At 64.5% G+C, this 26,724-nt stretch carries 21 protein-coding genes, 2 tRNA genes and 2 pseudogenes; 9 read left to right on the plus strand and 16 right to left on the minus strand.

Annotated elements, in window-relative coordinates; translation table 11 throughout:
• Window positions 1-12 precede the first annotated feature (12 nt).
• The 3 genes and pseudogenes from U5L98_RS04090 to U5L98_RS18665 form a co-directional block, all read left to right on the plus strand.
• Window positions 13-189, plus strand: coding sequence for a hypothetical protein (locus tag U5L98_RS04090; protein ID WP_322557080.1), 177 nt, complete (start codon window positions 13-15; stop codon window positions 187-189).
• Window positions 179-3,139 (plus strand): ATP-binding protein, encoded by a 2,961-nt coding sequence (locus tag U5L98_RS04095; protein WP_322557081.1) that lies wholly within the window; start codon window positions 179-181, stop codon window positions 3,137-3,139. The genes U5L98_RS04090 and U5L98_RS04095 overlap by 11 nt, the downstream gene beginning before the upstream one ends.
• Window positions 3,117-3,974 (plus strand): annotated as a pseudogene (locus U5L98_RS18665) (sigma-54-dependent transcriptional regulator); the annotation flags it as partial. The gene U5L98_RS04095 and the pseudogene U5L98_RS18665, both read left to right, overlap by 23 nt.
• A 3-nt stretch (window positions 3,975-3,977) precedes the next feature.
• Here U5L98_RS18665 and U5L98_RS18670 read toward each other — a convergent pair.
• Window positions 3,978-4,232 (minus strand): annotated as a pseudogene (locus tag U5L98_RS18670) (hypothetical protein); the annotation flags it as partial.
• 1,111 nt (window positions 4,233-5,343) lie between these two features.
• On the opposite strand from U5L98_RS18670, the gene pcnB reads away from it, so the two are divergent.
• The 6 genes from pcnB (at window position 5,344) to U5L98_RS04130 (ending at window position 10,820) form a co-directional block, all read left to right on the plus strand.
• A complete protein-coding gene (pcnB, locus tag U5L98_RS04105; RefSeq protein ID WP_322557083.1) occupies window positions 5,344-6,741 on the plus strand; it encodes a polynucleotide adenylyltransferase PcnB in 1,398 nt (465 codons plus the stop codon).
• Window positions 6,738-7,235: a 2-amino-4-hydroxy-6-hydroxymethyldihydropteridine diphosphokinase gene (gene folK, locus U5L98_RS04110; RefSeq protein ID WP_322557084.1), complete on the plus strand. Its 498-nt coding sequence runs from the start codon at window positions 6,738-6,740 to the stop codon at window positions 7,233-7,235. Before pcnB ends, folK begins: the two co-directional genes overlap by 4 nt.
• A 114-nt stretch (window positions 7,236-7,349) precedes the next feature.
• The gene (gene panB / locus U5L98_RS04115) at window positions 7,350-8,141 is read left to right on the plus strand and encodes a 3-methyl-2-oxobutanoate hydroxymethyltransferase (protein WP_322557085.1); all 792 of its coding nucleotides are present in this window, start codon (window positions 7,350-7,352) and stop codon (window positions 8,139-8,141) included.
• A 25-nt stretch (window positions 8,142-8,166) separates the two neighbouring features.
• Window positions 8,167-9,015 carry a pantoate--beta-alanine ligase gene (panC, locus tag U5L98_RS04120; RefSeq protein WP_322557086.1) on the plus strand — a complete coding sequence of 283 codons (849 nt, stop codon included), beginning with the start codon at window positions 8,167-8,169 and terminating at the stop codon, window positions 9,013-9,015.
• A gap of 36 nt (window positions 9,016-9,051) precedes the next feature.
• Window positions 9,052-9,432: an aspartate 1-decarboxylase gene (gene panD / locus U5L98_RS04125; RefSeq protein ID WP_322557087.1), complete on the plus strand. Its 381-nt coding sequence runs from the start codon at window positions 9,052-9,054 to the stop codon at window positions 9,430-9,432.
• Window positions 9,433-9,644: 212 nt separating this feature from the next.
• On the plus strand, window positions 9,645-10,820 hold the full coding sequence (locus U5L98_RS04130) for an acetyl-CoA C-acetyltransferase (RefSeq protein ID WP_322557088.1): 1,176 nt from the start codon (window positions 9,645-9,647) through the stop codon (window positions 10,818-10,820).
• A 167-nt stretch (window positions 10,821-10,987) separates the two neighbouring features.
• Here the strand turns inward: U5L98_RS04130 and pnp are convergent, their stop codons facing one another.
• The 15 genes from pnp to rlmE form a co-directional block, all read right to left on the minus strand.
• Window positions 10,988-13,123: a polyribonucleotide nucleotidyltransferase gene (pnp, locus tag U5L98_RS04135; protein ID WP_322557089.1), complete on the minus strand. Its 2,136-nt coding sequence runs from the start codon at window positions 13,121-13,123 to the stop codon at window positions 10,988-10,990.
• A 290-nt stretch (window positions 13,124-13,413) separates the two neighbouring features.
• Entirely contained in the window at window positions 13,414-13,683 is a 270-nt protein-coding gene (gene rpsO / locus U5L98_RS04140; RefSeq protein WP_040183911.1) for a 30S ribosomal protein S15, read from the minus strand.
• Window positions 13,684-13,762: 79 nt separating this feature from the next.
• Window positions 13,763-14,680: a tRNA pseudouridine(55) synthase TruB gene (gene truB / locus U5L98_RS04145; protein ID WP_322557090.1), complete on the minus strand. Its 918-nt coding sequence runs from the start codon at window positions 14,678-14,680 to the stop codon at window positions 13,763-13,765.
• Window positions 14,680-15,120 carry a 30S ribosome-binding factor RbfA gene (gene rbfA, locus U5L98_RS04150; protein WP_322557091.1) on the minus strand — a complete coding sequence of 147 codons (441 nt, stop codon included), beginning with the start codon at window positions 15,118-15,120 and terminating at the stop codon, window positions 14,680-14,682. The genes truB and rbfA overlap by 1 nt, the downstream gene beginning before the upstream one ends.
• 17 nt (window positions 15,121-15,137) lie before the next feature.
• Entirely contained in the window at window positions 15,138-17,711 is a 2,574-nt protein-coding gene (gene infB, locus U5L98_RS04155) for a translation initiation factor IF-2 (RefSeq protein ID WP_322557092.1), read from the minus strand.
• A gap of 27 nt (window positions 17,712-17,738) precedes the next feature.
• Entirely contained in the window at window positions 17,739-19,232 is a 1,494-nt protein-coding gene (nusA, locus tag U5L98_RS04160; protein ID WP_322557093.1) for a transcription termination factor NusA, read from the minus strand.
• A 43-nt stretch (window positions 19,233-19,275) separates the two neighbouring features.
• Entirely contained in the window at window positions 19,276-19,734 is a 459-nt protein-coding gene (rimP, locus tag U5L98_RS04165) for a ribosome maturation factor RimP (RefSeq protein ID WP_322557094.1), read from the minus strand.
• A gap of 216 nt (window positions 19,735-19,950) precedes the next feature.
• Window positions 19,951-20,027, minus strand: a tRNA-Met gene (locus tag U5L98_RS04170).
• A 112-nt stretch (window positions 20,028-20,139) separates the two neighbouring features.
• A tRNA-Leu gene (locus U5L98_RS04175) sits at window positions 20,140-20,226 on the minus strand.
• Window positions 20,227-20,249: 23 nt separating this feature from the next.
• Window positions 20,250-20,609 carry a preprotein translocase subunit SecG gene (secG, locus tag U5L98_RS04180; RefSeq protein ID WP_322557095.1) on the minus strand — a complete coding sequence of 120 codons (360 nt, stop codon included), beginning with the start codon at window positions 20,607-20,609 and terminating at the stop codon, window positions 20,250-20,252.
• Between the two features lie 4 nt (window positions 20,610-20,613).
• A complete protein-coding gene (gene tpiA, locus U5L98_RS04185) occupies window positions 20,614-21,363 on the minus strand; it encodes a triose-phosphate isomerase (RefSeq protein ID WP_322557096.1) in 750 nt (249 codons plus the stop codon).
• An 82-nt stretch (window positions 21,364-21,445) separates the two neighbouring features.
• The gene (gene glmM, locus U5L98_RS04190; protein ID WP_322557097.1) at window positions 21,446-22,795 is read right to left on the minus strand and encodes a phosphoglucosamine mutase; all 1,350 of its coding nucleotides are present in this window, start codon (window positions 22,793-22,795) and stop codon (window positions 21,446-21,448) included.
• On the minus strand, window positions 22,788-23,651 hold the full coding sequence (gene folP, locus U5L98_RS04195; protein WP_416208171.1) for a dihydropteroate synthase: 864 nt from the start codon (window positions 23,649-23,651) through the stop codon (window positions 22,788-22,790). The genes glmM and folP overlap by 8 nt, the downstream gene beginning before the upstream one ends.
• Window positions 23,652-23,718: 67 nt before the next feature.
• The gene (gene ftsH, locus U5L98_RS04200; protein WP_322557098.1) at window positions 23,719-25,683 is read right to left on the minus strand and encodes an ATP-dependent zinc metalloprotease FtsH; all 1,965 of its coding nucleotides are present in this window, start codon (window positions 25,681-25,683) and stop codon (window positions 23,719-23,721) included.
• A 197-nt stretch (window positions 25,684-25,880) separates the two neighbouring features.
• Window positions 25,881-26,546 (minus strand): 23S rRNA (uridine(2552)-2'-O)-methyltransferase RlmE, encoded by a 666-nt coding sequence (rlmE, locus tag U5L98_RS04205; RefSeq protein WP_322557099.1) that lies wholly within the window; start codon window positions 26,544-26,546, stop codon window positions 25,881-25,883.
• Window positions 26,547-26,724 lie beyond the last annotated feature (178 nt).

Consider the following 26,724-nt stretch of genomic DNA (forward strand, 5'->3'; position numbering starts at 1 on the left):
GAGGAGCCTCTCATGTACGTCTATCGCATCATGCTCTTCCTGGTTTTCGGCGGGTACCTGCTCTCCCCGCTGTTGATGAGCGGCTGGGCCAACCCCGAGGTGGCCTGGTACCGCCCCTTCGTCATCTGGGGGGTGCTGATCGCCCTGACCCTGTGGCTGGAGCAGAAGAGAAAACTCGATGAACGCTAGCCTCGGCGGCCTGCTCACCCTCGGCAGCGGCTACCTGCTGCTGCTGTTCCTGGGTGCCCTGGCGGTAGAGCGGCACTGGATTCCTACGCGCATCGCACGCCATCCTGTTGTCTACACCCTGGCGCTGGGGGTCTACGCCAGCGCCTGGGCGATCTACGGCAGCCTGGAGCTTGCCGGCAATGCCGGTTACGGCTATCTCGCCTACTATCTGGGGGTGGCGGGCGCCTTCCTGCTCGCTCCGGTCCTGCTGGTGCCGATCCAGCGCATGACCCGCACCTACCAATTGGCCTCGCTGGCCGACCTCTTCGCCTTCCGCTTTCGTTCACGCTGGGTCGGCACCCTGATCACCCTGATCAGCCTGTTGGCCGTGCTGCCCCTGCTGGCTCTACAGGTGCAAACCCTGGGCGATACCATCTCCCTGCTAACCGGCAGCGACTCGCCATCCCTGTTGGCTCTGCTGTTCTGTGCGCTGATCGCGCTCTTTGCCATTCTCTTCGGCGCTCGCCACAGCCGACTCCACGCCCGCCACGACACCCTGCTCGCCGTCATCGCCCTGGAGTCGCTGGTCAAGCTCACCGCCATGCTGGCACTGGGGACCTTCGCCCTCTTCGTGGTCTTCGATGGCCCCTCCGATCTCCAGACCTGGCTGGACGGCCCCGGACGCGCGGCCCAGGCCAGTGTCGCCCACCTCGATCCGGCCCAGTGGCGCACCCTGCTGCTACTGTTCTTCGCCGCGGCATTCCTGATGCCGCACATGTTCCACATCACCTTCGCCGAGACCCTCTCGCGGCGCACCCTCCTGCAGGCCGCCTGGTCGTTGCCGCTATTCCTGCTGCTGATGGCGCTGCCAGTGCCACTCATCCTCTGGGCCTCCCAGCGCCTGGGAGTCGATGCCGGCGGTCTCGGCACTGCCTACCTGGCCTATGGACTCTCCGAATCGCTGTGGCTCCAGGGACTGGTGTTCATCGCCGGACTGGCGGCCACCAGCGGTACCATGATCATCATCTCCCTGGCGCTGTCGGGCATGATCCTCAATCACCTGGTGCTGGTCGCCCACCCCCCGGTGGTCCAGCCAGACCTCTATCGCTGGTTGCGTTGGCTGCGCCGCGCCCTGATCGTGGCGGTGATCCTCGGCGGATGGATCTTCTACCGCCTGGTGGGGGTGAACCATGACCTCACCACCCTGGGGCTGGCCGCCTTCATCGGCATGGCCCAGTGCTTACCGGGCATGCTCGCGCTGCTCTACTGGCCGGGCGCCAACCGCAAGGGCATGGTCAGCGGGCTGACGGCGGGCGGACTGGTGTGGCTCGCCGGCACCTGGGTGCCACTGCTCAGCGACATCCCTGCCCTGGTGCTGCTGCCGCCGGGCCTCGAAGCACTGGCCGGCGACCCTGTCTGGTACGTGGTGACCCTGGTCTCGCTGGCGGCCAATATCCTGACCCTCATCCTGGTTTCGCTGATCACGCCCACCTCTGCCGGCGAGCAGGCTGCGGCCGAGGCCTGCTCGGTGGATGCGGTGATCCGCCCCAAGCGCCTGCCGCTGATGGCCGGTAACGGTGAGGAATTCAAGTACCATCTGGCCCGCGCCCTGGGCGAGGAGGTCGCCAGCCGAGAGGTCGACCGCGCCCTGACCGACCTGGGCCTGTCGCCGCTGGATGGCCGCCCCTACGCCCTGCGCCGGCTGCGCGACCGCATCCAGGCCAACCTCTCGGGACTGATGGGCCCTTCGGTGGCCCAGGACATCGTCGACCGCCACCTGCCCTATCGCCGTGGCGGCCTGGAGCCCAATGATGACGTCCAATTCGTCGAAAGCCGCCTGGAGGCCTATCGCACCCGACTGACCGGCCTGGCCCGGGAGCTCGACGGCCTGCGCCGCTACCACCGCCGCATCCTCACCCGCCTGCCGGTGGGGTTGTGTGCCTTCGGCGTCGACGACGAACTACTGATGTGGAACGACACCCTCGCCGAGCTTTCCGGCATCGAGGGCGACAGCGTGGTCGGTTCGCGCCGCGATGGCCTGCCGCCGCCCTGGGGGGCCCTGCTGGGCCGCGTGCTTCTCGAACATCATGACCACCTCTACAAGCAGCCGGTGACGCTGGACGGCACCACTCGCTACCTGAGCCTGCACAAGGCCGAACTGGAGGTCGACGAGGAGATGCGCGGCGGTACCGTGATCCTGGTGGAGGACCACAGCGAGATGAAGTGGCTGGAGGACGAGTTGGTGCATGCCGCCCGGCTGGCCTCCATCGGCCAGTTGGCGGCGGGCGTGGCCCACGAGATCGGCAACCCCGTCACCGGCATCTCCTCGCTGGCCCAGAACCTGCGCTACGACACCGACGAGCCAGAGGTACTGGAGACCGCTACCCAGATCCAGCAGCTCACCGACCGCATCTCGCGAATCGTCGAGTCGCTGGTGGGCTTCGCCCATGGCGGCCGACACGTGAGCGGCAAACCCTTCGCTCCGGTGTCGCTGGATATGCTGACAGACGAAGCCCTGCACTTGATCCACCTCGCCCGCTCGGGGGAGGATATCCACTACCACAACCTTTGCCCGGCTGGCCTCCAGGTCAAGGGGGATACCCAGCGGCTGCTGCAGGTGATGGTCAACCTGCTCGGCAATGCCCGAGACGCCAGCAACCCCGGGGGCGAGGTGATCATCGATGCCGTTGCCGAGGGCAAGTGGCTTCACGTCACCGTCACCGATCAGGGCCATGGCATCGACGAGCGGGTGCGCGACCACCTGTTCGAGCCCTTCACCACCACCAAGCCCCCCGGCGAAGGCACGGGACTCGGCCTGCCCCTGGTCTACAGCATCATTGCCGAGCACGGCGGCCAGATCGATATTGACTCACCGCCCCCCGGGCAAGCCAATGGCACCCGCTTCCACCTGTGGCTGCCCCTCAACCCAGAGCATGGTGACAGCACCGATGAGCCGGATCCTGATCGTTGAAGACGAAGCCATCATCCGCAGCGCCCTGAAGCGGCTGCTGGAGCGCCACGACCACCGCGTCAGCGAAGCCGGCTCGGTAACCGAGGCCCTGGCACTCGAGCCCCAAGGCTTCGACCTGGTGATCAGCGACCTACGGCTGCCCGGCGAGCCAGGCACCGAGCTGATCGCTCGTGCCGCCCCCGTGCCGGTACTGATCATGACCAGCTACGCCAGCATGCGCTCCGCAGTGGAAGCGCTGAAACTCGGTGCCGTGGACTATGTGGCCAAGCCCTTCGACCACGACGAGCTGCTCGAGACCGTGGCCCAGATCCTGCACCGGCAGGCCTCTCAGCAGGGCGAGCCACCCGACATCACCGAGCCCGGCGGCACGCGTCAGCCCATGATCGGCAACTGTCCCGCCATGCAGGTGGTCTACACGCGAATCCGCAAGGCAGCACCTGCTGATGTTACCGTACTGATCCAGGGCGAATCGGGCACCGGCAAGGAGCTGGTCGCCCGCGCCCTGCACCAGCAAAGTCGCCGCGTCCATGCGCCGCTAATCTGCGTCAACTGTGCCGCCATCCCCGAGACACTGATCGAGTCCGAGCTGTTCGGGCACGAAAAGGGCGCCTTCACGGGTGCCACTGCCTCGCGCACCGGCCTGGTCGAGGCCGCCGACGGCGGCACCCTCTTCCTCGACGAGATCGGCGAGCTGCCACTCGATGCTCAGGCTCGCCTGCTGCGCGTGCTTCAAGAGGGCGAGATCCGCAAGATCGGCTCGGTGGAAACCCGCCATGTCGACGTGCGCCTGATCGCCGCCACCCACCGCGACCTGCAGAGCCTGTCGAAGACCGGCGAGTTCCGCCTCGACCTCTACTACCGTCTCAACGTGATGCAGATCGACCTGCCCGCCCTGCGCGAGCGCGATGACGACATCCTCGAGATAGCCGACGTCTTGCTGGAGAAGGCCTGCCGTAGGCACGAGCGCGATAGTCTGCGCCTCTCGAGAGCCACCCGGCGCACCATCCGCGACTATCCCTGGCCTGGCAACGTGCGCGAACTGGAGAATGCGCTGGAACGCGGCGTGATCCTTGCGGAGGGCCATCTCATCCATCCCGACGACCTGGGTCTAGCGCCAACGTCCCAGCCGCCCGGCATGCCCCGATCCCCCGCGCCAGCCGTGGCCGGCCAGGAGGCGCAGGAGACCGGCGATGAGGAGGACCTCTCCCTAGAGGACTACTTCCAGCACTTCGTACTGGAGCATCAGGACCAGATGAGCGAGACCGAGCTCGCCCAGAAACTCGGCATCAGCCGCAAGTGCCTGTGGGAGCGACGACAGCGCCTGGGCATACCACGCAAGAAGAGCCCCCGCCGCAACACGGGATAGTGCGGCTGGCCATGCAATCACGGTGCAAGCGCCCGCGGCATCGTCCGCGGGCGTTTTTTACCCTCCCCGTCACACGGTCGGCACCATTTGTTACCTTCCCACACAACCAATGCCTCAAAACGGGGCCGATCGGGTAACACTCCGCACCCCTGCCAGCAAGACAACCCCCTCAAGAGCGCACAACAATCTGTTTTAAAAGAAATTATCATTGGATGGCACGCAGGCTGCTACATCTAGAGCAAGAAAAACAAATCCGGACGTCACCCGCTGCCAACAAGAACAACAGGTCAGCCAGGCGTGACGGGGCCCGACCCGCGAACAACAACAAGACAACCGGGCCCCTACGACTTCGGCGCTTGCCGACAACAAAAACAGCATCGGCACGGCGCGAGGCCTTCGGGTCCCAACAACAACAAGTTGCTCGAAGCACCGGAGCCATCAGGACGCGACGCACCCGAGTACGGCCGACCAACAATGACAATGGCCATCGAGGTGCACTCCCGGCAACAACATCAACAAGCCGGGAGGAGGCATACTTACATGCCGTCGTGGTTGGACTATTGTTTTGAATACGAGACGGTCGCCGTCAGGAGCATCAACAAACACAACAACACCGCTTGCCTGAACACTCCTTGGTGACTGTGGTGCGTATTCAGGGCGATGCGCCATCACGAAGAAAAATCAGCAGCAGGGATGCTGCATCCTGCTTGAACAGGGGAAGCCAACGGCTTCCCCTTTCTATTTCATGACGAACCTCAGTACCCTGCCGCGCTTTGCAAGGTGTCAGTGGTCGGCTACACTCAAGCCTTTTCCGCGTCCCGCGAGTCGATATCGTCGCATGATCAAAGGTTTTACCCGCTTTCTGCAGAGTCCGGGCGAGCGCATCAAGTCGCTGTTCGGCCCTCAGGATGCGCCGGCCGCCAGCACCGGCCCGCGCATCATTCCTCGCCAGGAACATCCTGTCTCGCGTCAGCACTTCAGCGACGCCGCCCTCAAGGTCCTCTATCGGCTGCACAACGCCGGCTTCCAGGCCTTCCTAGTGGGAGGGTGCATCCGTGATGCACTGCTCGGCCACATGCCCAAGGACTTCGATGTCGCCACCGATGCCACGCCGAATCAGGTCAAGGACCTCTTTCGCAATTCGCGCATCATCGGCCGGCGTTTCCGCATCGTGCACGTCCGCTTCGGCCGCGAGGTGATCGAGGTCACCACCTTCCGCGGCAAGCCCAGTGATGACCACGCCGACCATATCTCCCACCAGTCGGACGATGGCCTGCTGCTGCGCGACAATGTCTGGGGCAATATCGAGGAAGACGCCCTGCGCCGCGACTTCACCGTCAACGCCCTCTACTACAACATCGCCGACTTCTCGATCCACGACTTCGCCGACGGCGTGCGCGATATCGAGGCCCGCACCCTGCGGCTGATCGGCGACCCGGCCACCCGCTACCGCGAGGATCCGGTAAGGATGCTGCGAGCGGTGCGCTTCGCCGCCAAGCTCGACTTCCATCTCGATCCGGCCACCGAGGCACCCATCCAAGAGGCCGCGCCGCTGCTGCTGCAGATCCCACCGGCGCGGCTGTTCGACGAGATACTCAAGCTGTTCATGGCCGGCCAGGGGGTTGCCACCTTTCATCTGCTGCGCCACTACGGGCTTTTTGCGATGCTCTTCCCCGAGGCAGACGAGGCCATGGAAGAACAGCCCTGGGCCGAACGCCTGGTAGAGCTGGCACTGGAGAGTACCGACCGCCGCATCGCCGAAGACCGTCCGGTGACCCCGGCCTTCCTGTTCGCCGCCCTGCTCTGGGCTCCCGTCCAGCAGCGTCAGGCGATCCTCGAGGGCGATGGCATGCCGCCCATCCCTGCGCTCCAGGCGGCGTCCCAGCAGGTGGTCTCGCGCCAGCTTCAGCACATCTCCATCCCCAAGCGCTTCAGTCTACCGATGCGCGATATCTGGGACCTGCAGCAGCGGCTGCCGCTGCGCCGCGGCAAGCGTGTCTTCCAGACCCGCGAGCATCCGCGCTTCCGGGCCGCCTACGATTTCCTTCTGCTGCGCGAAGGTGCCGGCGAACTCGAACCCGGCCTAGGTGACTGGTGGACCGCCTTCCAGCAAGCGGACGAGCATGAACAGCGCCGCCTGCTGGGCAAGGTCGGCGCCGACCCGGCCGGCAGCGGGCAGCCGCGCAAGCGCCGCCGACGCCGCAGGAAGCCGCGGGGCCCCGCGAGCGAGACATGAGCCATCCGCGGCACCATGCCTGGATCGGCCTGGGCAGCAACCTCGATGGACCGCGGGAGCACGTCGAGCGTGCCCTTCGCGAGCTCGACAGCCTCCCTCTGACCCATCGCATCGCCGCCTCGCGGCTCTACGCCAGCCCTCCGCTAGGCCCCACCGACCAGCCGGACTACATCAATGCCGTAGCGCGCCTGGAGACGCGCCTTTCGCCGCTTGCCCTGCTCGACCAGTTGCAGGCCCTGGAACAGCGCCACGGCCGCGTGCGCGGCCGTCGCTGGGGCCCCCGGACCCTGGATCTGGATCTGCTACTCTTCGATGACCACCGGCTCACACTGCCACGGCTGACATTGCCCCACCCGGAAATGGTCCAGCGCGCCTTCGTGCTGGTCCCGCTGGAAGAGCTGGCGCCGACTCTGGTATTAGAGGGTCACACCCTGGCGCAACGGATCGCCAGGCTCGATACCCGAGGCCTTCAGCCGGTGTTACCGCAAGACTGAGAAACGCCCCGCATTGTTACCTGTCGACACTTCGGCATGATTCAGGTAACAATCGCAGGTTACACGAGGCAGGCCCGCCGAAGGCCTCCCACGACAAGACGATGAGAGCACGCGATGAAAACCGTCACCCTGAGCACGCTCAAGGCCTTCAAGCGCGCCGGTGAGCCGTTCAGCTGCCTGACCGCCTACGACGCCTCCTTCGCCCGGGCTGCCGGAGAGGCGGGCATCGAGGTGCTGCTGGTGGGCGACTCTCTAGGCATGGTCCTGCAGGGGCACGCCAGCACCCTGCCGGTGACTCTCGACGAGATCTGCTACCACACTCGCTGCGTCGCTCGCGGCAGAGGTCAAAGTCTGCTGATGGTAGACCTCCCCTTCATGAGCAACTCGAGCACCGAGCGCCTGCTTCAGGATGCCGGCGAGCTGATGCGAGCCGGGGCCGAGCTGGTAAAGGTCGAAGGCGAGGCCTGGATGGCCGACGGCATTCGTGAACTGACTCGACGAGGCGTTCCGGTCTGTGCCCACCTAGGCCTGACGCCCCAGTCGGTTTACCAGTTAGGTGGCTACAAGGTGCAGGGACGCGAGGCCGAGCAGGCAACCCGGATCCTTGAGGATGCTCGGGTCCTGGTCGAGGCCGGCGCCTCGGTCATCCTGCTGGAGTGCGTGCCGGCAAGCCTGGGCCGAGCGGTCAGCGAGGCGGTGGAGGTGCCGGTGATCGGCATCGGCGCCGGCCCCGATACGGACGGCCAGATTCTGGTGATGCACGACGTGCTGGGCATCACCCACGGCCGCACGCCACGCTTCGTGAAGAACTTCATGACCGAGGCGGACGATATCCCGAGCGCTTTCAACCGCTATCACGAGGATGTCAAGGCTCGTCGCTTTCCCGCTCAAGAGCATTGTTTCTAAGCTGCGTTTCGAGGAGCTCGCTGTGATGCGTACCCTGCGAGAGATTCCGCTCCTGCGCGAGGCCCTGGACGAGTTCCGTCACCGTGGCCAGCGAATCGCCCTGGTACCGACCATGGGTAACCTGCATGAAGGCCATCTGGCACTGGTGGCGGAAGCGCGCCGCCGGGGCGATGTGGTCGTGGCGACCATCTTCGTCAACCCCCTGCAGTTCGGTGCCGGCGAGGATCTGGACGCCTATCCGCGGACCCTGGCCGAGGATCAGACGAAGCTCGAGGACGCCGGCTGCGACCTGCTGTTCGCTCCCGAGATGACGGCCGTCTACCCGCGCGGCCTGGAGGCCCAGACACGAGTCTGCGTGCCCGAGGTCAGCGAGGGGCTCTGCGGTGGCGACCGGCCCGGGCACTTCGACGGTGTGGCCACCATCGTTACCATGCTCTTCAACCTGGTGCAGCCCGATGTCGCTTGCTTCGGCGAGAAGGACTACCAGCAGCTGGCGGTGATCCGCCGCATGGTCAACGACCTGCACCTGCCTGTAGAGGTCGTCGGCGTCCCCATCGTTCGCGCCGAGGATGGCCTGGCCCTCTCCTCACGCAACGGCTACCTGGATGCCACCCAGCGCGACGCCGCCCCTTCGCTGTACCTTACCCTGTGCGCGCTGCGCGATGCCCTGGAGGCCGGTGCCGACCCGAGCCACACCCTGGCCGAGGGCCTGGACCGGCTGAGGGAAGCCGGCTTCGCACCGGACTACCTCGAGCTTCGCGATACCGACCTGGGGCCGGTCACAGAGACCACTCGCGACGCCGTCCTGCTCGTCGCGGCACGTCTCGGCCCGACCCGACTGATCGATAACCTGAGCCTCACCCTGCCACGCTGAGGGCGTGACAACGCCACAAAGAGGAACCTTCACTCCATGCAGACCATCATGCTCAAGGCCAAGCTGCACATGGCCCGTGTCACCCACGCCGTTCTCAACTATGAGGGCTCCTGCGCCATTGACGGCGAGTTGCTCGACATGTCCGGCATCCGCGAGAACGAACAGATCCAGATCTACAACGTCGAGAATGGCCAGCGCTTCACCACCTACGCCATCCGCGCCGAGGAAGGATCCAGGATGATCTCCGTGAACGGCGCGGCAGCTCACCTGGCGAGTGAGGGGCAACGCGTGATCATCTGCAGCTATGCCCATTACAGCGACGCGGAACTCGAGGCACACGCACCGGCCCTGGTCTACCTCCGAGAAGGCAATGCCGTCAGCCACACCAGCAACGCCATCCCGGTACAACTCGCCTGACAGCCGTCTGCCACGGCACCCTGCGGGGTGCCGCACCTGCCAACGCCTCCTTCCTTCGATACCTTCCCGCGCATTCGTCCATGGAAGCATTGCCGCGACGCACAAGCGTCGCCTATGCTGGCTGTCCCGGCTATGTCTGAGACGTCTTCGAACTCAGACTGTCTTACAGACACCGCCGCAAGCCCGCTAGTCATTCTTCAGGAGTATCTCCAATGCAAGACGTGGTGATTGTTGCCGCTCGCCGCACTGCCGTCGGCACCTTCGGTGGCTCCCTGGCCGGCATCCCCGCCAGCGACCTGGGTGCCCATGTCATCAAGGACATCCTCTCTTCCACCGGCGTTGCCGGGGATCAGGTCGACGAGGTACTGCTCGGCCAGGTGCTCACCGCAGGGGTCGGCCAGAACCCCGCCCGCCAGGCATCCATCAAGGCAGGTCTGCCGGATGCCGTACCGGCCATGACCATCAACAAGGTCTGCGGGTCGGGCCTCAAGGCCCTGCACCTGGCCACCCAGGCGATCCGCTGCGGCGATGCCGAGCTGATCATCGCCGGTGGCCAGGAGAACATGTCCGCCTCACCCCATGTGCTGCCCAACTCCCGTACAGGACAGCGCATGGGTGACTGGAAGGCCATCGACACCATGGTCCACGACGGCCTGTGGGATGCCTTCAACAATTACCACATGGGCATCACGGCCGAGAACCTGGCAGAGAAGTACGGCATCAGCCGCGAGGAGATGGACGAGTTCGCCGCCGGCTCCCAGCAGAAGGCCGCCGCCGCCATCAGGGAAGGCAAGTTCAAGGGGCAAATCGTCCCCGTGGAGATCCCCCAGCGCAAAGGCGACCCGGTGGTCTTCGACACCGACGAGGGCCCGCGCGACGTAACCGCCGAGAAGCTAGGCGGCATGCGTCCGGCCTTCAAGAAAGATGGCGCCGTTACCGCCGGCAACGCCTCCTCCCTCAACGATGGGGCCGCCGTGGTGATGCTTTGCACCGCCGACAAGGCCAAGGCCCTGGGCCTCGAGCCGCTAGCCCGCATCAAGGCCTACAGCAACGCCGGCGTCGACCCCTCCATCATGGGTATCGGCCCCGCACCGGCCACCCGCCGCTGCCTCGAGAAGGCCGGCTGGAGCCTGGACGACCTGGACCTGGTCGAGGCCAATGAAGCCTTCGCCGCCCAGGCCCTATCGGTCAACAAGGAACTGGGCTGGGATGTCAGCAAGGTCAACGTCAACGGCGGTGCCATTGCCATCGGCCACCCCATTGGCGCCTCCGGCTGCCGTATCCTGGTGACCCTGGTCCATGAAATGATCGCCCGGGATGCCAAGAAGGGCCTGGCGACCCTGTGTATCGGCGGTGGGCAAGGGGTGGCGCTCGCCATCGAGCGGTAAGGCGCGCTACGCGCGAGCCTAAGCTGTAAGCTGTGAGCACCATTGAGAAGCCCTTGTGGATGAGTTCCACGAGGGCTTTTCTTTCGTTTGCCATCCTCAACTGAAAAACCCTCCACGGCTGGACCATGGAGGGTTTTTCTTACGGCTTATCGCTTAAGGCTTACGGCTCAGAGCTGGGGCTCGGCGACCTCCTCGGCCTCGAACGCCGCCTTCTCTTCCGGGGTGATCTCCTTGATGGTGAGCTTCACCCGGTTGCGGTTGTCGATGTCGAGCACCTTGACGATGGGCTCGTCGCCCTCGTTCAGGAAATCGCGGACGTCGTTGACCCGCTCCGGCACGATCTGGGAGATGTGCACCAGGCCGTCGGTACCCGGCATGATATTGACGAAGGCACCGAAATCGGCAATGCGCGCCACCTTGCCACGATAGAGCTTGCCGATCTCGGGCTCGGCAGTAATCGCCAACACGGTATCGATAGCCGCTTTGGCGGCTGCCTTGTCCTCTGCGTAGATGCGCACGGTACCATCGTCATCGAGATCGATAGAGGCGCCGGTATCCTCACAGATCTTGCGGATGGTCGCGCCACCCTTGCCGATGACGTCGCGGATCTTCTCCGGGTCGATCTTGATGGTCGCCATGGAAGGAGCGTTCTCGGACACCTCTTCACGACTCTGGCCGATCACCGTATTCATCTGCTCGAGGATCTGCTGACGGGCCTCATAGGCCTGCTGCAGGGCCACCTCCATGATCTCCTCGTTGATACCCTCGATCTTGATGTCCATCTGCAGAGCGGTGACGCCGTTGGTGGAGCCGGCCACCTTGAAGTCCATGTCGCCGAGATGATCCTCGTCGCCGAGAATGTCGGTGAGCACGGCGAAGCCGTCCTCATCCTTGACCAGGCCCATGGCGATGCCGGCCACCGGCGCCTTCATCGGCACCCCGGCATCCATCAGCGCAAGCGATGAGCCACAAACGGAGGCCATGGAGCTCGAGCCATTGGACTCGGTGATCTCGGAAACCACGCGGATGGTATAGGGAAAGTCTGCCTCGTCAGGCAGCATCGCCTGCACGCCGCGGCGCGCCAGACGACCATGGCCTATCTCACGGCGCTTGGGACCGCCCATGAAGCCAGCCTCGCCCACGCAGTAAGGGGGAAAGTTGTAGTGCAGCAGGAAACGATCCTTGCGCTCACCCTCCAGCGACTCGATCAGCTGGGAATCACGCAGGGTACCTAGCGTCGCCACCACGATGGCCTGGGTCTCGCCGCGGGTGAAGATCGCCGAGCCATGCGTCTTGGGCAGAGTGCCGACCTCAATATCCAGCGGACGTACGGTCTTGTGGTCGCGGCCGTCGATGCGCGGCTCGCCCTTGACCACGCGCGAACGCACCACGCGCTTCTCCAGGCCGGCAAAAGCACCCTTGACCTCGTCGGCGTCGTACTTGCCCTCTTCCTCACCGGCAAACTGCTCCATCGCCTGATCCTTGAGGGCGGAGAGGGAGTCCTGGCGGGCCATCTTGTCGGTGATGCGATAGGCCTCGCCGACCTTCTGCTCGAAGGCATCGGCCATGGCGCCCTTGAGGGCGGTATTGTCGGCGGCGGGCTGCCAGTCCCACTTCGGCTTTCCCGCCTCGGCGGTCAGTTCGTTGATGGCCTGAATGGCCACCTGCATCTCCTGGTGGGCATAGAGCACGGCGCCGAGCATCTCGTCCTCGAGCAGCTCGTTGGCCTCGGACTCGACCATCAGCACCGCCTTTTCGGTGCCGGCAACGACCATGTTGAGTTCGGAGCCGGTCAGCTCCTCGACGGTAGGATTGAGGAAATAGCCGTTATCCTCGGTGAAGCCTACGCGTGCGCCGCCGATCGGACCGTTAAAGGGCACACCGGAGATAGCCAGGGCAGCAGAGGTGCCGAGCATCGCGGCGACGTCCGGGTCATGGTTACGGTCGGTGGAGAGCACCGAACAGACAACCTGCACCTCGTTCATGAAGCCCTTGGGGAAGAGCGGACGGATCGGCCGGTCGATCAGCCGCGAGGTGAGGGTCTCCTTCTCGGTGGGACGCCCCTCGCGCTTGAAGAAGCCGCCGGGAATCTTGCCGACCGCGTAGGTCTTCTCCTGATAGAACACCCCTAGCGGAAAGAAGGGCTGCGCAGGATTGGCCTCCTTCTTGGCCACCACGGTGCACAGCACCACGGTATCATCCATGGTGACCATCACGGCACCGGTGGCCTGGCGGGCGATACGCCCGGTTTCCAGGGTGACGGTACTGCGACCGTACTGAAACGTTTTCTTGACCGGATTCACGGCGACTTCCTTCAACTTTTCGATGTTTGGTTCGTTTTGACTCGGCGACCATTTTAGGGGTTGACGCCCGCCGCGGCCACCGGTTAGCGACATTTCCGGCTCTGCATTACCGGGGCTGATCCGGCGACAGGCCTTCGGGGAGGCGCTGTGAATACCTCCCTGTACGCTACCTCGGCCATCCCTGGTCCTCGGACCTCCCCTCCGACCTGCCACCGGCGCCTCTGACATTGGCACAAATGAAACGGGCAGCCCGAAGGCTGCCCGTTTCGTTACCGCTTGGGAGGCGCCGCTTAGCGGCGCAGGCCCAGGCGCTGGATCAGCGACTGATAGCGCTCGAAATCCTTGCGCTTCAGGTAGTCCAGCAGCTTGCGGCGCTGGTTAACCATGCGGATCAGGCCACGGCGGGAGTGGTGATCCTGCTTGTTGGTCTTGAAGTGGTCCTGCAGGCCATCAATGTTGGCGCTCAGCAAGGCTACCTGCACTTCGGGGGAACCGGTGTCGTTCTCGCCACGACCGTACTCATTGACGATTGTGGACTTCTGCTCGGCTGTCAGTGCCATCTGTCTCTCCAGTAAGCAATATGCCTGGGTGATAAATGTTTGAGACCACGCATATTTGCAGTCTCGGGCGTATCTTCCTTCAGTCGGCTGCAGTGCTCAACAGCCTTTTAGGTGCCACCTCCTGTGGCCCCGTCACCGTGCCGAGACCCAGGAAGGCCCCGTCACGATAGAGTCTTGTCGTCTCGCCCTCGGCCAACTCGCCAGCCTCGACTCGGGCCGGCTGGCCATGTGTCAGCCGGCTGGCCACCACGGCATCGATCTCGAGCCGCGACAGGTGGTCGACCAGCACGTCGACGGGCAGCAGTACCGCCTCGCGATCGGCCTGGTCGGCCTGGGCCTCCAGCGCCTCGAGGGTCAACATGCCCTCGCTCGTGAAGGGGCCCGTTGCCAGGCGGCGCAGCGCGCTGATATGCGCTCCGCAGCCCAGAACCTGGCCAATGTCTTCGGCCAGGGTACGGATATAGGTGCCCTTGCTCACGCGCACTTCCAGTTCGAAGGCGGTATCGGCAAGAACAAGAAGGCGCGCATCATACACTGTCACGCGCCTGGCTGCACGCTCGATCGACTTGCCTTCGCGGGCCAGCTCGTAGAGCTTGCGCCCCTGGTGCTTGAGCGCCGAGTACATTGGCGGCACCTGGTCGATTTCGCCGCAAAACCCCTCGAGCACACCCTCGACGTCGGCCTCGGTCAGCCGGGGTACCTCGCGGCGCTCTACCACGTCACCCTCGGCATCGCCGCTATCGGTGATCGCACCGAGCTCCACCCGGGTGCGGTAGACCTTGTCGGCCTCCAGCAGATGGGCGGAAAACTTGGTCGCCTCACCGAAGCACACCGGCAGCAGGCCGGTAGCCATGGGATCCAGTGTGCCCGTATGACCAGCCTTCTGGGCCTGGAACAGGCGCCGGGTCCGCTGCAGCGCATGGTTGCTGGAAAGCCCCTTGGGCTTGTCCAGCAACAACACGCCGTTCACCGGCACACCGCGACGCCGCCTTGCCATCAGTTGCGCTCGTCTTCTTCTGCCGAACCGTCTGCCGAACCATCGATTGGATCGCGGCCGTCATCCGCCTCGTCATGCTGAGCCTGATCACTGGCGACGGCTTCGTCGATCAGCGACGACAGGTGCTGGCCACGAACCACACTCTCGTCATAGTGGAAGCGCAGCTCCGGCACATGACGCAACTTGATACGACGAGCGATCTGGCTGCGCAGGAAGCCGGCGGCCCGCTTGAGCACCGCCAGATTCTCCTTGATGTGCTCGGGGGTCTGCTCCCCCAGCAGGGTCACATGAACGTCGGCATAGCCGAGGTCGCGACTGACCTCGACGCCGCTGACGGTGACCATGCCCAGGCGCGGGTCCTTGACCTCACGCTGGATAAGCACCGCCAGCTCCTTCTGGAGCTGGTCGGCCACCCGGTCGGTACGCTTGAACTCGCGCATGTACGACTCCTCGAGCCTTAGAGGGTCCGCTCGACCTTGACCTGATCGAACACCTCGATCTTGTCGCCGACCTGGACATCGTTGTAGTTCTTCACGCCGATGCCGCACTCCATGCCGTTACGCACTTCCTGGACGTCGTCCTTGAAGCGACGCAGCGACTCGAGTTCGCCCTCGTAGATGACCACATTGTCGCGCAGCACGCGGATCTTCTTGTTGCGGTGCACGCTGCCCTCGACCACCATGCAGCCGGCCACGGCACCGATCTTGGGTGCACGGAAGACGTCACGAACCTCGGCAACACCGACGATCTCTTCCTTCCACTCCGGTGCCAGCATGCCGCTCATGGCCTGCTTGACTTCGTCGATCAGCTGGTAGATGACGCTGTAGTAGCGCAGATCCAGGCCTTCACGTTCGATGATCTCGCGAGCCGCGGCGTCGGCACGCACGTTGAAGCCGACCACGATGGCGTCACTGGCCAGCGCCAGGTTGGCATCGGTACCGGTGATGCCGCCCACCCCGGAGGAAACCACTGCCACTTCCACTTCGTCGGTGGAGAGTTCTTCCAGGGCGCCCTTGATCGCTTCCAGTGAACCCTGGACATCGGCCTTGAGGACGATGTTGAGCTTGGCGGCGACATCCTGGCCCATCTGGCTGAACATGTTCTCCAGCTTGGCCTTCTGCTGGCGTGCCAGGCGCACCTCGCGGTACTTGCCCTGACGGAAGTTGGCAACCTCGCGCGCCTTCTTCTCGTCGGCCAGCACCATGAAGTCGTCACCCGCTTCGGGGGTACCGTCCAGGCCCTGGATCTCCACCGGAGTGGACGGGCCAGCCTCGTCGACCTGCTTGCCCAGCTCGTTAGTCAACGCGCGGACACGGCCGTAGTGCAGGCCAGCCAGCACGGTGTCGCCCTTCTTCAGGGTGCCGTTCTGGACCAGCACGGTGGCCACGGGGCCACGTCCCTTGTCCAGGCGAGACTCGACCACCACGCCCTTGCCGGGCGCCTCGGGAACGGCCTTGAGCTCGAGCACCTCGGAAACCAGCTGAATGGCCTCCAGCAGTTCCTCGATCCCCTCGCCGGTGTGCGCCGAAACATACACGAACTGGGTGTCACCGCCCCACTCTTCGGAGATCACGCCGTGCTGGGAGAGCTCGTTCTTGATGCGGTCCAGGTCGATGCCCGCTTTGTCGATCTTGTTGACCGCGACCACCATGGGCACTTCGGCCGCCCGCGAGTGCTCGATGGCCTCGATGGTCTGGGGCATCACGCCGTCATCGGCGGCCACCACCAACACGACCACGTCGGTAGCCTTGGCACCGCGCGCACGCATGGCGGTGAACGCCGCGTGGCCCGGGGTATCCAGGAAGGTCACGCCACCGTGATCATCTTCCACGTGATAGGCACCGATATGCTGGGTGATGCCGCCAGCCTCGCCGGTCGCCACCTTGGCCTTGCGGATATAGTCCAGCAGCGAGGTCTTGCCGTGGTCGACGTGACCCATGACCGTGACCACCGGTGAGCGGGTGATCTCTTCGCCCTCGTAGGAAATGCCCTCGAGGACCTCGGTCTCCAGCGCATCATCCTTGACCAACTTGGGCTTGTGACCCATCTCCTCGACCACGATGGCCGCGGTGTCCTGATCGATGGTCTGGTTGATGGTCACCGCGGCACCCATGGTGAACATGGCCTTGATGACCTCATTCGCCTTGATCGACATCTTGTCGGCCAGGTCGGCAACGCTGATCGACTCGGGAATCGACACCTCGCGGATGATCGGCTGAGTCGGCTTCTGGAAGCCGTGCTTGCCGCCACCGCCCTGGCTGCCGCCACGGCGGCCACCCCGACGCTCGGCGCGCTTGGCCTTCTTGCCGCCACGGCGACGCTCTTCGCGGTCACCGCGATCGTCGTCGTCGCGCTCGCCACGTCCCTTCTTGCCGGCGCCAGCCTTGGTAGTGGCTTTCTTTACTGCAGCACGGCGCGACTCGGGACGACCCTCCTTGGGCGGAGCCGGCGGCTCCTCGGCGGGCGTGGTAGTCTCGAGCTCCGGCACCGGAATCTCGGGTTCAGCGGCAGCCTTGTCGGCTTCGAGTCTGGCCGCCGCTTCGCGGGCGGACTCCTCGGCAGCGCGCGCATTGGCTTCCTCGGCCTCACGAGCTTGCTTGGCTTTCTCGGCCTCACGAGCGTCCTTGGCTTCCTCGGCCTCACGGGCATCCTTGGCGGCCTGCTGGGAATCGGCCATGTCGCCCACCAGCTGGCGCGGCCCGGCGTCTTTTGCCGGCTCCGGCTTGGTCTCTTCTTCGGCACGCTTGACGTAGGTACGCTTCTTGCGCACCTGCACCTCGATGCTCTTGCCGCGCTCACCGGTCTTGATTCGACTGCGCGTCTTGCGCGTCAGCGTGATGCGGTCCTTCGCCCCGGCGCCACTGCCGCCATGGCTCTTGGTGAGATAGTCGAGTAACTGACGCTTATCCTCCTCGGAAACGGCGTCGCTCTCGGACTTCTGACCGAGCCCGGCTTCTTTCATCTGCTCCAGCAGGCGGGGCACATCGCGCCCCACCTTCGCTGCAAAATCCTTAACGGTCATCTCTGACATTACGACCCTCCTCAACCCGTGACCCGTTTACTGTTCGCTCTCGAACCATGGCGCACGGGCAGTCATGATCAGTGCCGCGGCGCGCTCCCCGTCAATTCCCTCGATGTCCAGCAGGTCATCGACGGACTGCTCGGCCAGGTCCTCCATGGTGACAATGCCCTGGCTGGCCAGGATGAAGGCCAGGTGGCGCTCCATACCGTCCATCTCCAGCAGGTCGTCAGCCGGCTGGACGCCATCGAGCTCCTCCTCGGAGGCGATGGCCAGGTTCAGCAGTTCATCCTTGGCACGAGCGCGCAGCTCCTCGATAAGCTCCTCGTCGAACTCCTCGATCTCCAGCATCTCGTCGACCGGTACGTAAGCAACCTCCTCCAGAGAGGTGAATCCCTCTTCCACCAACAGGCGTGCCACGTCCTCGTCGATACCCAGATGCTGGATGAAAAACTCGACCAGGCTGTCAATCTCCTGATCGCGTTTGTCCTCGGCCTCCTCCTCGGTCATGACGTTGATGCGCCATCCGGTGAGTTCGGAGGCCAGGCGCACGTTCTGGCCGCTGCGGCCGATGGCCTGGGCCAGATTGTCCTCGGCGACGGCCACATCCATGGCATGCGCTTCCTCGTCAACGAGGATCGAGCCGACATCCGCGGGCGCCATGGCGTTGATCACCAGTTGGGCCGGATTGTCGTCCCACAGCACGATGTCCACCCGCTCATTCTGCAGCTCCGAGGAGACCGCCTGAACCCGCGAGCCGCGCATACCCACGCAGGCCCCCACCGGATCGATGCGTCGGTCATTGGTCTTGACCGCGATCTTGGCACGCGAGCCCGGGTCGCGTGCCGCGCCCTTGATCTCGATGAGCTCCTCGGCGATCTCCGGTACCTCGATGCTGAACAGCTCGATGATCAGCTCCGGACAGGTACGTGAGAGAATCAGCTGGGCGCCGCGCGCCTCGGGATCGACCTTGACCAGCAGCGCGCGAACGCGTTCGTTCATGCGGTAGCGCTCACCGGGGATCATCTCGCTGCGCGGCAGGAAGGCCTCGGCATTCTCGCCGAGATCGATGATCAGACCGTCGCGTGTCGTTTTCTTGACGATCCCGGCGACCAGCTCACCCTCGCGCTCGGCATACTGGCGTACTACCTCGGCCCGCTCGGCCTCGCGCACCTTCTGCACGATGACCTGCTTGGCGGTCTGGGCAGCGATACGGCCGAAGGAGGCGTTCTCGATGCGCTCTTCGACCACGTCACCCAGACCCAGGGGCGGGTCGCGGCGCTCAGCGAAGGAGAGCTTGATCTGGGCATCGGGCCCGTCGAAGTCATCGTCCTCGACCACTTCCCAGCGGCGGAACGTCTCGTAGTCGCCGGTTTCGCGGTCGATGTGCACGCGCACGCTGGCTTCTTCGCCCTCGAAGCGCTTGCGCGATGCACTGGCCAGGGCCGCCTCGACGGCCTCGAAGATCACCTCGCGGGGGACCCCCTTCTCGTTGGAGATCGCGTCGACGACCGCCAGAATTTCTTTACTCATGCCTTAGCCTCGCCAGTGATCCTGTTCTTATGCACCGAGCCCATCATGTGAACTGCGGGACGACCCGCGCCTGATCGATGCCCTCGATGGGAAAGCAATATTCCTCGCCGTCGATCTGCAGCAGCACCTCGTCGCTCTCGACACCGGCCAACAGCCCTTGAAACTTGCGTCGCCCGTCGAAGGGCAGGCGCAGCTTCATGGCCACGACATGGCCGGCGTAGCGTTCGAACTGCTCGAGGGTGAACAGCGGCCGGTCCATGCCCGGCGAGGAGACTTCCAGCCGATACTCGCCGGGCACCGGATCCTCGACGTCGAGGACCGCACTGACCTGACGGCTGATATCGGCGCAATCGTCCACGCTGACCCCATCCGGGTGATCGATGTAAATCACCAGGCGGGAATGTTTGCCCTGGGACAGATGATCGATGCCCCATAGCTCGAATCCCATGGCGGAAACCACCGGTTCGATCAGCGCATGCAGCGCAGCATCCTTGATTGCCACGGAAGAAAGCTCCTACAGCCGTTGCATCAGGCACCTGGCCGGGAGTAAAGAAAAGAGTCAGGTGGCTGAATGGCGTTGCCCGGAACAGCGCCGCCGTCTCCGGCTGGCAAGCTGCTAACAAAAAGCCCCTTCACAGGAAGGGGCTTTCACAAGAAACCTGTATACCACTTCGGCTCTTCAGCATGCCCCTTAACAACTGCATGCCTGCCAGGAAGATGGTAGCGGGGACCGGATTTGAACCGATGACCTTCGGGTTATGAGCCCGACGAGCTACCAGACTGCTCCACCCCGCATCAATCTAGGTCGGTGATTGTAAGCCCACATGACAACATCGTCAAGCGGCAACACCGCATACTGCCAATCTTGCTTCAAAGCCTCGATCTTTTACATCGAACACTTCGTAATTGGTGCCGAAGGCGGGACTTGAACCCGCACGGCCATAAGGCCACTACCCCCTCAAGATAGCGTGTCTACCAATTCCACCACTTCGGCATCGGGGAGACTGGTTGGCGATATCAATCGCCGCTTTCCTCCAGCGCTGGCGGAGTATTATCCACATCACCGCCAGCATCGTCAAGGGTCGGGACGGCATTCTGCTGCTCGATAAGCTGCGCATCGGGGATACCGGCCTCGGGTGCTTCACCGGCCTGAGAGGCAAACCAGGCCAGGGTCAGGGAGGTGGCGAAGAAGGCCACCGCCAGCAGCCCGGTGAACTTCGCCAGGAAGCTACCGCTGCCCTTGGAGCCGAACACGGTCTGGGAGGCACCGCCACCGAAGGCGGCACCGGCTTCGGCGCCCTTCCCCTGCTGCAGCAGGATAAGGACGACCAAGGCGATGGCGATCGCCACATGGGTCATGAGAATGGCAACTTGCATGGATTCAACCTGCTGACTGACAAATGGCTAGGAAATCGTCGACCTTGAGCGAAGCGCCGCCCACCAGGCCGCCGTCGATATCGGGCTGAGCGAGCAGCTCGGCGGCATTATCCGCCTTCATGCTGCCGCCGTACAGCAGACGCACGCCATCGGCAAGCGCTTCGTCATAGCGCGCCAGGCACCCACGGATGGCCGCATGCACCGCCTGGGCCTGATCGGGACTCGCCGTGCGCCCGGTGCCGATGGCCCAGACGGGTTCGTAGGCGATCACCAGGCGAATGCGCTCGGCCTCATCGAGGGCGTCGAACACCGCCTCGACCTGGCCCAGCACCACCGCATCAATGCGCTCGGCCTCGCGCTCCTCCAGGGTCTCGCCGACGCACAACACCGGCGTGAGTTCCTCGGCCAGGGCCGCCTTGACGCGCGCCAGTACCGCTGCATCGTCTTCGCCAAACAGGATGCGTCGCTCCGAGTGGCCGACCAGCACCAGCCGGGAACCGCACTCACGCAACATGGCCGCGCTGACCTCACCGGTGAAGGCTCCCGACGGGCGGTCGCTGAGTGTCTGGGCCCCGACCGTCACCGACGTCTCGCCGAGCGCCCTGCCCGCCGCCTCCATGAACGGAAAGGGGACCATCAGCGCCACCTCGACGTTCACGGGCAGGGAGACATCGGCAAAGGCCCGGCCGAATTCCTCGACCAGGGCCAGGGAGCCGTTCATCTTCCAGTTTCCAGCGATCAGCGGCATGCGCATTGGGGTTCCTCTTTCAAGGTGGTGCGAAATGGTATAGGAGGGACCCTTTCAAGACAACCGGCCCCAGGAAGCCTGGCTTCAATCAGCCGAGCAGGGCCTCGACGTCGTCGGCCAGCCGACGCGCCAGGGCATCGACGTCCAGATGAGGGCGCCCCTCGACCATCACCCGGATCAGCGGCTCGGTGCCTGAGGGCCGCAGCAGCACGCGCCCCTGGTTGCCCAGCTCGGTCTCCAGACTGCCCACCGCTTGCTTGAGGGAAGCCTGCTCCATCAGCGTCCTGGCATTGGTGCCCGGTGTCAGACGCACATTGACCAGCGCCTGGGGTGTCTTCTGCAGGCCGGCGAGCAGGCGACCCAGTGGCTGCTGCTCGCGAACCATGATCGCCAGCACCTGCAGTGCCGAGACGATGCCGTCGCCGGTGGTCTGCACATGGCCGCAGACAATATGACCGGAAGACTCGCCGCCCAGCTGCCAGCCGTTGGCGGCAAGCCGCTCCATGACGTAACGGTCCCCGACGCTTGCACGTTCGAAGGGAATATCGCGCTCCTCCATGGCGGCCGCCAGGCCGAAGTTGGACATCAGGGTACCCACCACGCCACCACCCAACTCGCCACGACCATGCCGATCCATGGCGATCAGGTAGAGAATATCGTCGCCGTCGATCTCGCGGCCGTCTGCGTCTACCAGCAGCACGCGGTCGCCGTCACCGTCGAAGGCCACCCCGAGATCGGCACCCTGCTGGATCACCGCCGCACGCAGCGCAGCGGGATGGGTCGAGCCCACCTCCTGGTTGATGTTCAGGCCATCGGGATTGGCACCGATCAGACTCACCTCCGCGCCCAGTTCGCGAAACACGCTGGGAGCGATGTGGTAGGTGGCACCATGGGCACAGTCGATGACCATCTTGAGCCCGTGCAGGTTGACCCGGTCGGGGATGGTCGACTTGCAGAACTCGATATAGCGGCCGGGGGCATCATCGACCCGCATCGCCTTGCCCAGGTGATCCGGCGCCACCGTGGTCAGCGCCTCCTCGAGCATGGCCTCGATGCGCTCCTCGACCTCGTCGGCCAGCTTGGTGCCGGAGGCGGAGAAGAACTTGATGCCGTTGTCCTGGAAGGGGTTATGGGATGCCGAGATGACGATGCCCGCATCGGCACGGAAGGTACGTGTCAGGTAGGCGATCGCCGGGGTCGGCATGGGCCCCAGCAGCATCACGTCGACACCGGCGGCGGAGAGCCCTGCCTCCAGGGCAGACTCGAACATGTAACCCGAGATCCGGGTGTCCTTGCCGATCATCACCCGTGCACGTCTCTTGTCTCTGGTCAGCACCCGGCCGGTGGCCCAACCCAGCTTGAGCATGAAATCAGCCGTGATGGGCGGCTCGCCGACGGTGCCGCGGATGCCATCGGTGCCAAAATAGCGTCTAGTCATGCGCACTACCTTCCTCGAGTACGGCCCAGGTCATGTTCACCGCGTCCACGTGGGGCCCCACGTCGTGGACGCGCAGAATACGGGCGCCGCGCTCTACCGCCAGGGCAGAGAGCGCAAGGCCACCGGAGAGGCGCTCCTCCACCGGCCGCCCCAGCACCTTGCCGATCATGCTCTTGCGCGACATGCCCACCAGCAGCGGCAGCCCAAGCTCCCCCAGGCGGTCCATATGCTTGAGCAGTCGCAGATTGTGCTCCACCGACTTGGCAAAGCCGAAGCCCGGGTCGAGCAGCATGCGCTCGCGACGCAGCCCACCCGCCTCGCAGGCTGCCACCCGCTCCGCGAGGAACGTGGCCACGGCCTCCTCGACCGGACGGTCGTAGTGCGGGTCGTCCTGCATGTCTCCGGGCTCGCCGATCATGTGCATCAGGCACACCGGCAGCCCACTGACGACCGCCGCCGATAGGGCCCCCTCTCGGCGGAGGTTGCGCACGTCGTTGATCATGCCGGCGCCGGACTGTGCCGTTGCCTCCATGACCTCGGGCGTGCTGGTATCTACCGAGACCAAGGCATCGAACTCGCGCACCAGGGCCTCCACCACCGGCACCACTCGGTCCAGCTCCTGCTGGACCGAGACCGGCTCGGCGCCGGGACGCGTGGACTCGCCGCCCACATCGATGATCGCGGCCCCCTCGGCCAGCATCCGTTCGGCATGGCGCAGGGCATCGTCCGGCACAGCATGACGGCCGCCGTCGGAGAAGGAATCGGGAGTGACGTTGAGGACCCCCATGATGCGGGGGAAGGAGAGGTCTAGCCGGTGCCGGCCACACGGCAGATGCGTCGTTGCAGGGTTATCCATCATCTTCCTGTCGGTCGAACGGCAAAGGCGCCCCGCAGGGCGCCTGATAAAAATGGACTTAGCGGGCTCAGCTGCCGGCCGGGCCACCGAGCGGGTCGGAGGGCCGACGCGAGGGCGTCTCATCATCCTCGGCATCGTCACTCGACTCCGGCGCGGACTCAGCCTTGGGCTCGCCGCCCGAGGGCGCCCCGCTGCTCGGATCGTCCCAGCCCTCGGGGGGCCGCGGGTCACGCCCTTCCATGATGTCCTTGAGCTGATGGGAGTCGATGGTCTCGTACTTCATCAGCGCATCGGCCATGGCATCGAGCTTGTCGCGGTTCTCCTCGAGGATATTCTTGGCCTGTTCGTAGCAGCCGTCGATGATCTTGCGCACTTCCTTGTCCAGCCGGGTGGTGGTCTCGCCAGACTTGAGCTTGCCGCCCTGACCCGGGCCACCCATGAACTGGTGCGACTCATCCTCATCGTACATGATCGGGCCCATCTCCTCGGAGAGACCCCACTTGGCAACCATGTTATGCGCAAGCTCGGTGGCCCGCTTGATGTCGTTGGAGGCGCCGGTAGTGACACCGTTCGGCCCCAGCGTCATCTCCTCGGCGATCCGGCCGCCGAACAGCGAGCAGATCTGACTGATGATCTGCTGCCGGGACAGGCTGTAGCGATCCTCTTCCGGCAGGAACATGGTCACGCCCAGCGCCCGGCCCCGGGGAATGATGGTCACCTTGTAGACAGGGTCATGCTCGGGCATCACCAAGCCGATGATGGCGTGGCCCGACTCGTGGTAGGCGGTGTTAAGCTTCTCCTTGTCGGTCATGACCATGGACTTGCGCTCTGCGCCCATCATGATCTTGTCCTTGGCCATGTCGAGCTCTTCCATGCCCACCAGGCGCTTGTTACGTCGCGCGGCGAACAGGGCACCCTCGTTGACCAGGTTGGCCAGGTCGGCGCCGGAGAAGCCCGGCGTGCCACGGGCGATCAGCGACGGCTTGACGTCGTCGGCCAGCGGCACCTTGCGCAGGTGCACGTTGAGGATGTGCTCACGGCCGCGGATGTCCGGCAGCGGCACCACCACCTGGCGGTCGAAGCGGCCAGGGCGCAGCAATGCCGGGTCGAGCACGTCGGGGCGGTTGGTGGCGGCGATGACGATGATGCCCTCGTTGGGCTCGAAGCCGTCCATCTCGACCAGCAGCTGGTTCAAGGTCTGCTCGCGCTCGTCGTTGCCACCGCCCATGCCGGCGCCGCGAGAACGGCCTACCGCGTCGATCTCGTCGATGAAGATGATGCAGGGCGCCTGCTTCTTGGCCTGCTCGAACATGTCACGCACGCGAGACGCGCCGACACCCACGAACATCTCCACGAAGTCGGAACCGGAGATCGAGAAGAAAGGCACCTTGGCCTCGCCGGCGATAGACTTGGCGAGCAATGTCTTACCGGTACCCGGCGGGCCCACCATCAACACGCCGCGGGGGATGGTGCCGCCCAGGCGCTGGAACTTGGTGGGATCGCGCAGGAAGTCGACCAGCTCTTCGACCTCTTCCTTGGCCTCGTCACAGCCGGCGACATCGGCGAAGGTGGTCTTGACCTGATCATGGGAGAGCAGCTTGGCCTTGGACTTGCCGAAGCTCATCGGGCCACCCTTGCCGGCACCACCACCCTGCATCTGACGCATGAAGAACATGAAGATCGCCAGGATCAGCAGGATCGGGAAGCTGGCGATCAACAGGCGCATCCAGAGACTCTGCTGCTCGGGCTCCTTGCCGACCACCGTGACATTGTTCGACAGCAGGTCATCCATCAACTTGGGATCTTCTGCCGCCGGGCGGATGGTCCGGAACTGGGAACCATCCGTACGTTCACCGGTGATGGTGTAGCCATCGATGGTCACGTTGCGGATCTGTTCGTTCTGCACCTGCTGGACGAACTGCGAATAGTTCATCGCCTGCGGTGAGCTGTCGACGCTGAAATTGTTGAACACCGTCAGCAGCACTGCCGCGATGACCAACCACAGAATCAGGTTCTTCGCCATATCATTCAAGGGACTACCCTCATTGCAAGAATCTGTCGGCCGAAAATGCCTGGTCTTTCGACACTACATGAGCGGCACATGTTCAGCCAGCCTCCGTGCGGAGCGGTAAACTGCTGTCACTGTGACACAGTCGCTGTGCCCTGTCCGGCAATCGGCCCGTTAGGCGCAGCCTATCGTAAAGCTTCTGGTGCGGCCGGGGCATTGCCTCAGCCGCGAAACCCTTCCGCCAGCAGGTAGACCTCGCGGGAGCGCGCCCGGGAGGCCTCCGGCTTGCGAGTCACTACCCGCGTGAAGCTGCCGCGCAGCTCCTTGAGAAAGGCATCGAATCCTTCGCCCTGAAACACCTTGGCCAGGAAGGTGCCGCCGGGCGAGAGCGTCTGGCGTGCCAGGTCCAGCGCCAGCTCGGCAAGGTACATCGCCTGGGGCTGGTCGATGGCCGCCATGCCACTCATATTGGGGGCCATATCGGACATCACAAGGTCTACCGGCCGATCGCCCAGGGTGGCGAGAATTGCCTCGAGCACGCTCTCCTCGGTGAAATCACCCTGGACGAAGTCGACATCCGCCAGGGCATCCATCTCGAGGATGTCGGAAGCGATCACCACGCCCTCGGAGCCGACCTTCTCGGCGGCTACCTGGCTCCAGCCACCGGGTGCGGCGCCCAGGTCAATCACCGTCATACCGCGCCGCAACAGGCGATCCTTGTCATCAAGCGCCAGCAGCTTGTAGCTGGCGCGGCTACGATAGCCGTCCTGCCAACTCTGTTGCACGAAACGGTCGTCGAAGTGCTCCTTCAACCAACCCTTGCTGGTCTTGCTGGTCGGCGCCTTGCCGGCAGCGCCCTTGGCGCGGGAAGCATTGGAACGTGCCACGGCATCACCTGTGAATGACCATGAATGACAGGCAGTCGAGCGGTTTCCGGAAAGACCTGATAGAGGTAAGACGGGGTGCTGACCTGCGGACCCGGCCAGGACAATCATGAGGCCGGCAAAGCCACGCGCTTTCGCCGCGCGGCATTTCACCGTACCATGTGCGCTGCGCGCCAACCGG

It is taken from the genome of Halomonas sp. (assembly GCF_034520545.1).
Taxonomy (GTDB): Bacteria; Pseudomonadota; Gammaproteobacteria; order Pseudomonadales; family Halomonadaceae; genus Halomonas.

Excerpts from the sequence above, each read along its gene's own strand:
- secG (WP_322557095.1), bottom strand. The coding sequence starts at position 20,609 with ATGCAAGTTGCCATTCTCATGACCCATGTGGCGATCGCCATCGCCTTG.
- folK (WP_322557084.1), top strand. The coding sequence starts at position 6,738 with ATGAGCCATCCGCGGCACCATGCCTGGATCGGCCTGGGCAGCAACCTC.
- panB (WP_322557085.1), top strand. The coding sequence starts at position 7,350 with ATGAAAACCGTCACCCTGAGCACGCTCAAGGCCTTCAAGCGCGCCGGT.
- U5L98_RS04130 (WP_322557088.1), top strand. The coding sequence starts at position 9,645 with ATGCAAGACGTGGTGATTGTTGCCGCTCGCCGCACTGCCGTCGGCACC.
- folP (WP_416208171.1), bottom strand. The coding sequence starts at position 23,651 with ATGGATAACCCTGCAACGACGCATCTGCCGTGTGGCCGGCACCGGCTA.
- nusA (WP_322557093.1), bottom strand. The coding sequence starts at position 19,232 with ATGAGTAAAGAAATTCTGGCGGTCGTCGACGCGATCTCCAACGAGAAG.
- panD (WP_322557087.1), top strand. The coding sequence starts at position 9,052 with ATGCAGACCATCATGCTCAAGGCCAAGCTGCACATGGCCCGTGTCACC.
- U5L98_RS04090 (WP_322557080.1), top strand. The coding sequence starts at position 13 with ATGTACGTCTATCGCATCATGCTCTTCCTGGTTTTCGGCGGGTACCTG.
- U5L98_RS04095 (WP_322557081.1), top strand. The coding sequence starts at position 179 with ATGAACGCTAGCCTCGGCGGCCTGCTCACCCTCGGCAGCGGCTACCTG.
- glmM (WP_322557097.1), bottom strand. The coding sequence starts at position 22,795 with ATGACTAGACGCTATTTTGGCACCGATGGCATCCGCGGCACCGTCGGC.
- truB (WP_322557090.1), bottom strand. The coding sequence starts at position 14,680 with ATGGCAAGGCGGCGTCGCGGTGTGCCGGTGAACGGCGTGTTGTTGCTG.
- infB (WP_322557092.1), bottom strand. The coding sequence starts at position 17,711 with ATGTCAGAGATGACCGTTAAGGATTTTGCAGCGAAGGTGGGGCGCGAT.
- tpiA (WP_322557096.1), bottom strand. The coding sequence starts at position 21,363 with ATGCGCATGCCGCTGATCGCTGGAAACTGGAAGATGAACGGCTCCCTG.
- rbfA (WP_322557091.1), bottom strand. The coding sequence starts at position 15,120 with ATGCGCGAGTTCAAGCGTACCGACCGGGTGGCCGACCAGCTCCAGAAG.
- rpsO (WP_040183911.1), bottom strand. The coding sequence starts at position 13,683 with ATGGCACTGACAGCCGAGCAGAAGTCCACAATCGTCAATGAGTACGGT.
- pcnB (WP_322557083.1), top strand. The coding sequence starts at position 5,344 with ATGATCAAAGGTTTTACCCGCTTTCTGCAGAGTCCGGGCGAGCGCATC.
- panC (WP_322557086.1), top strand. The coding sequence starts at position 8,167 with ATGCGTACCCTGCGAGAGATTCCGCTCCTGCGCGAGGCCCTGGACGAG.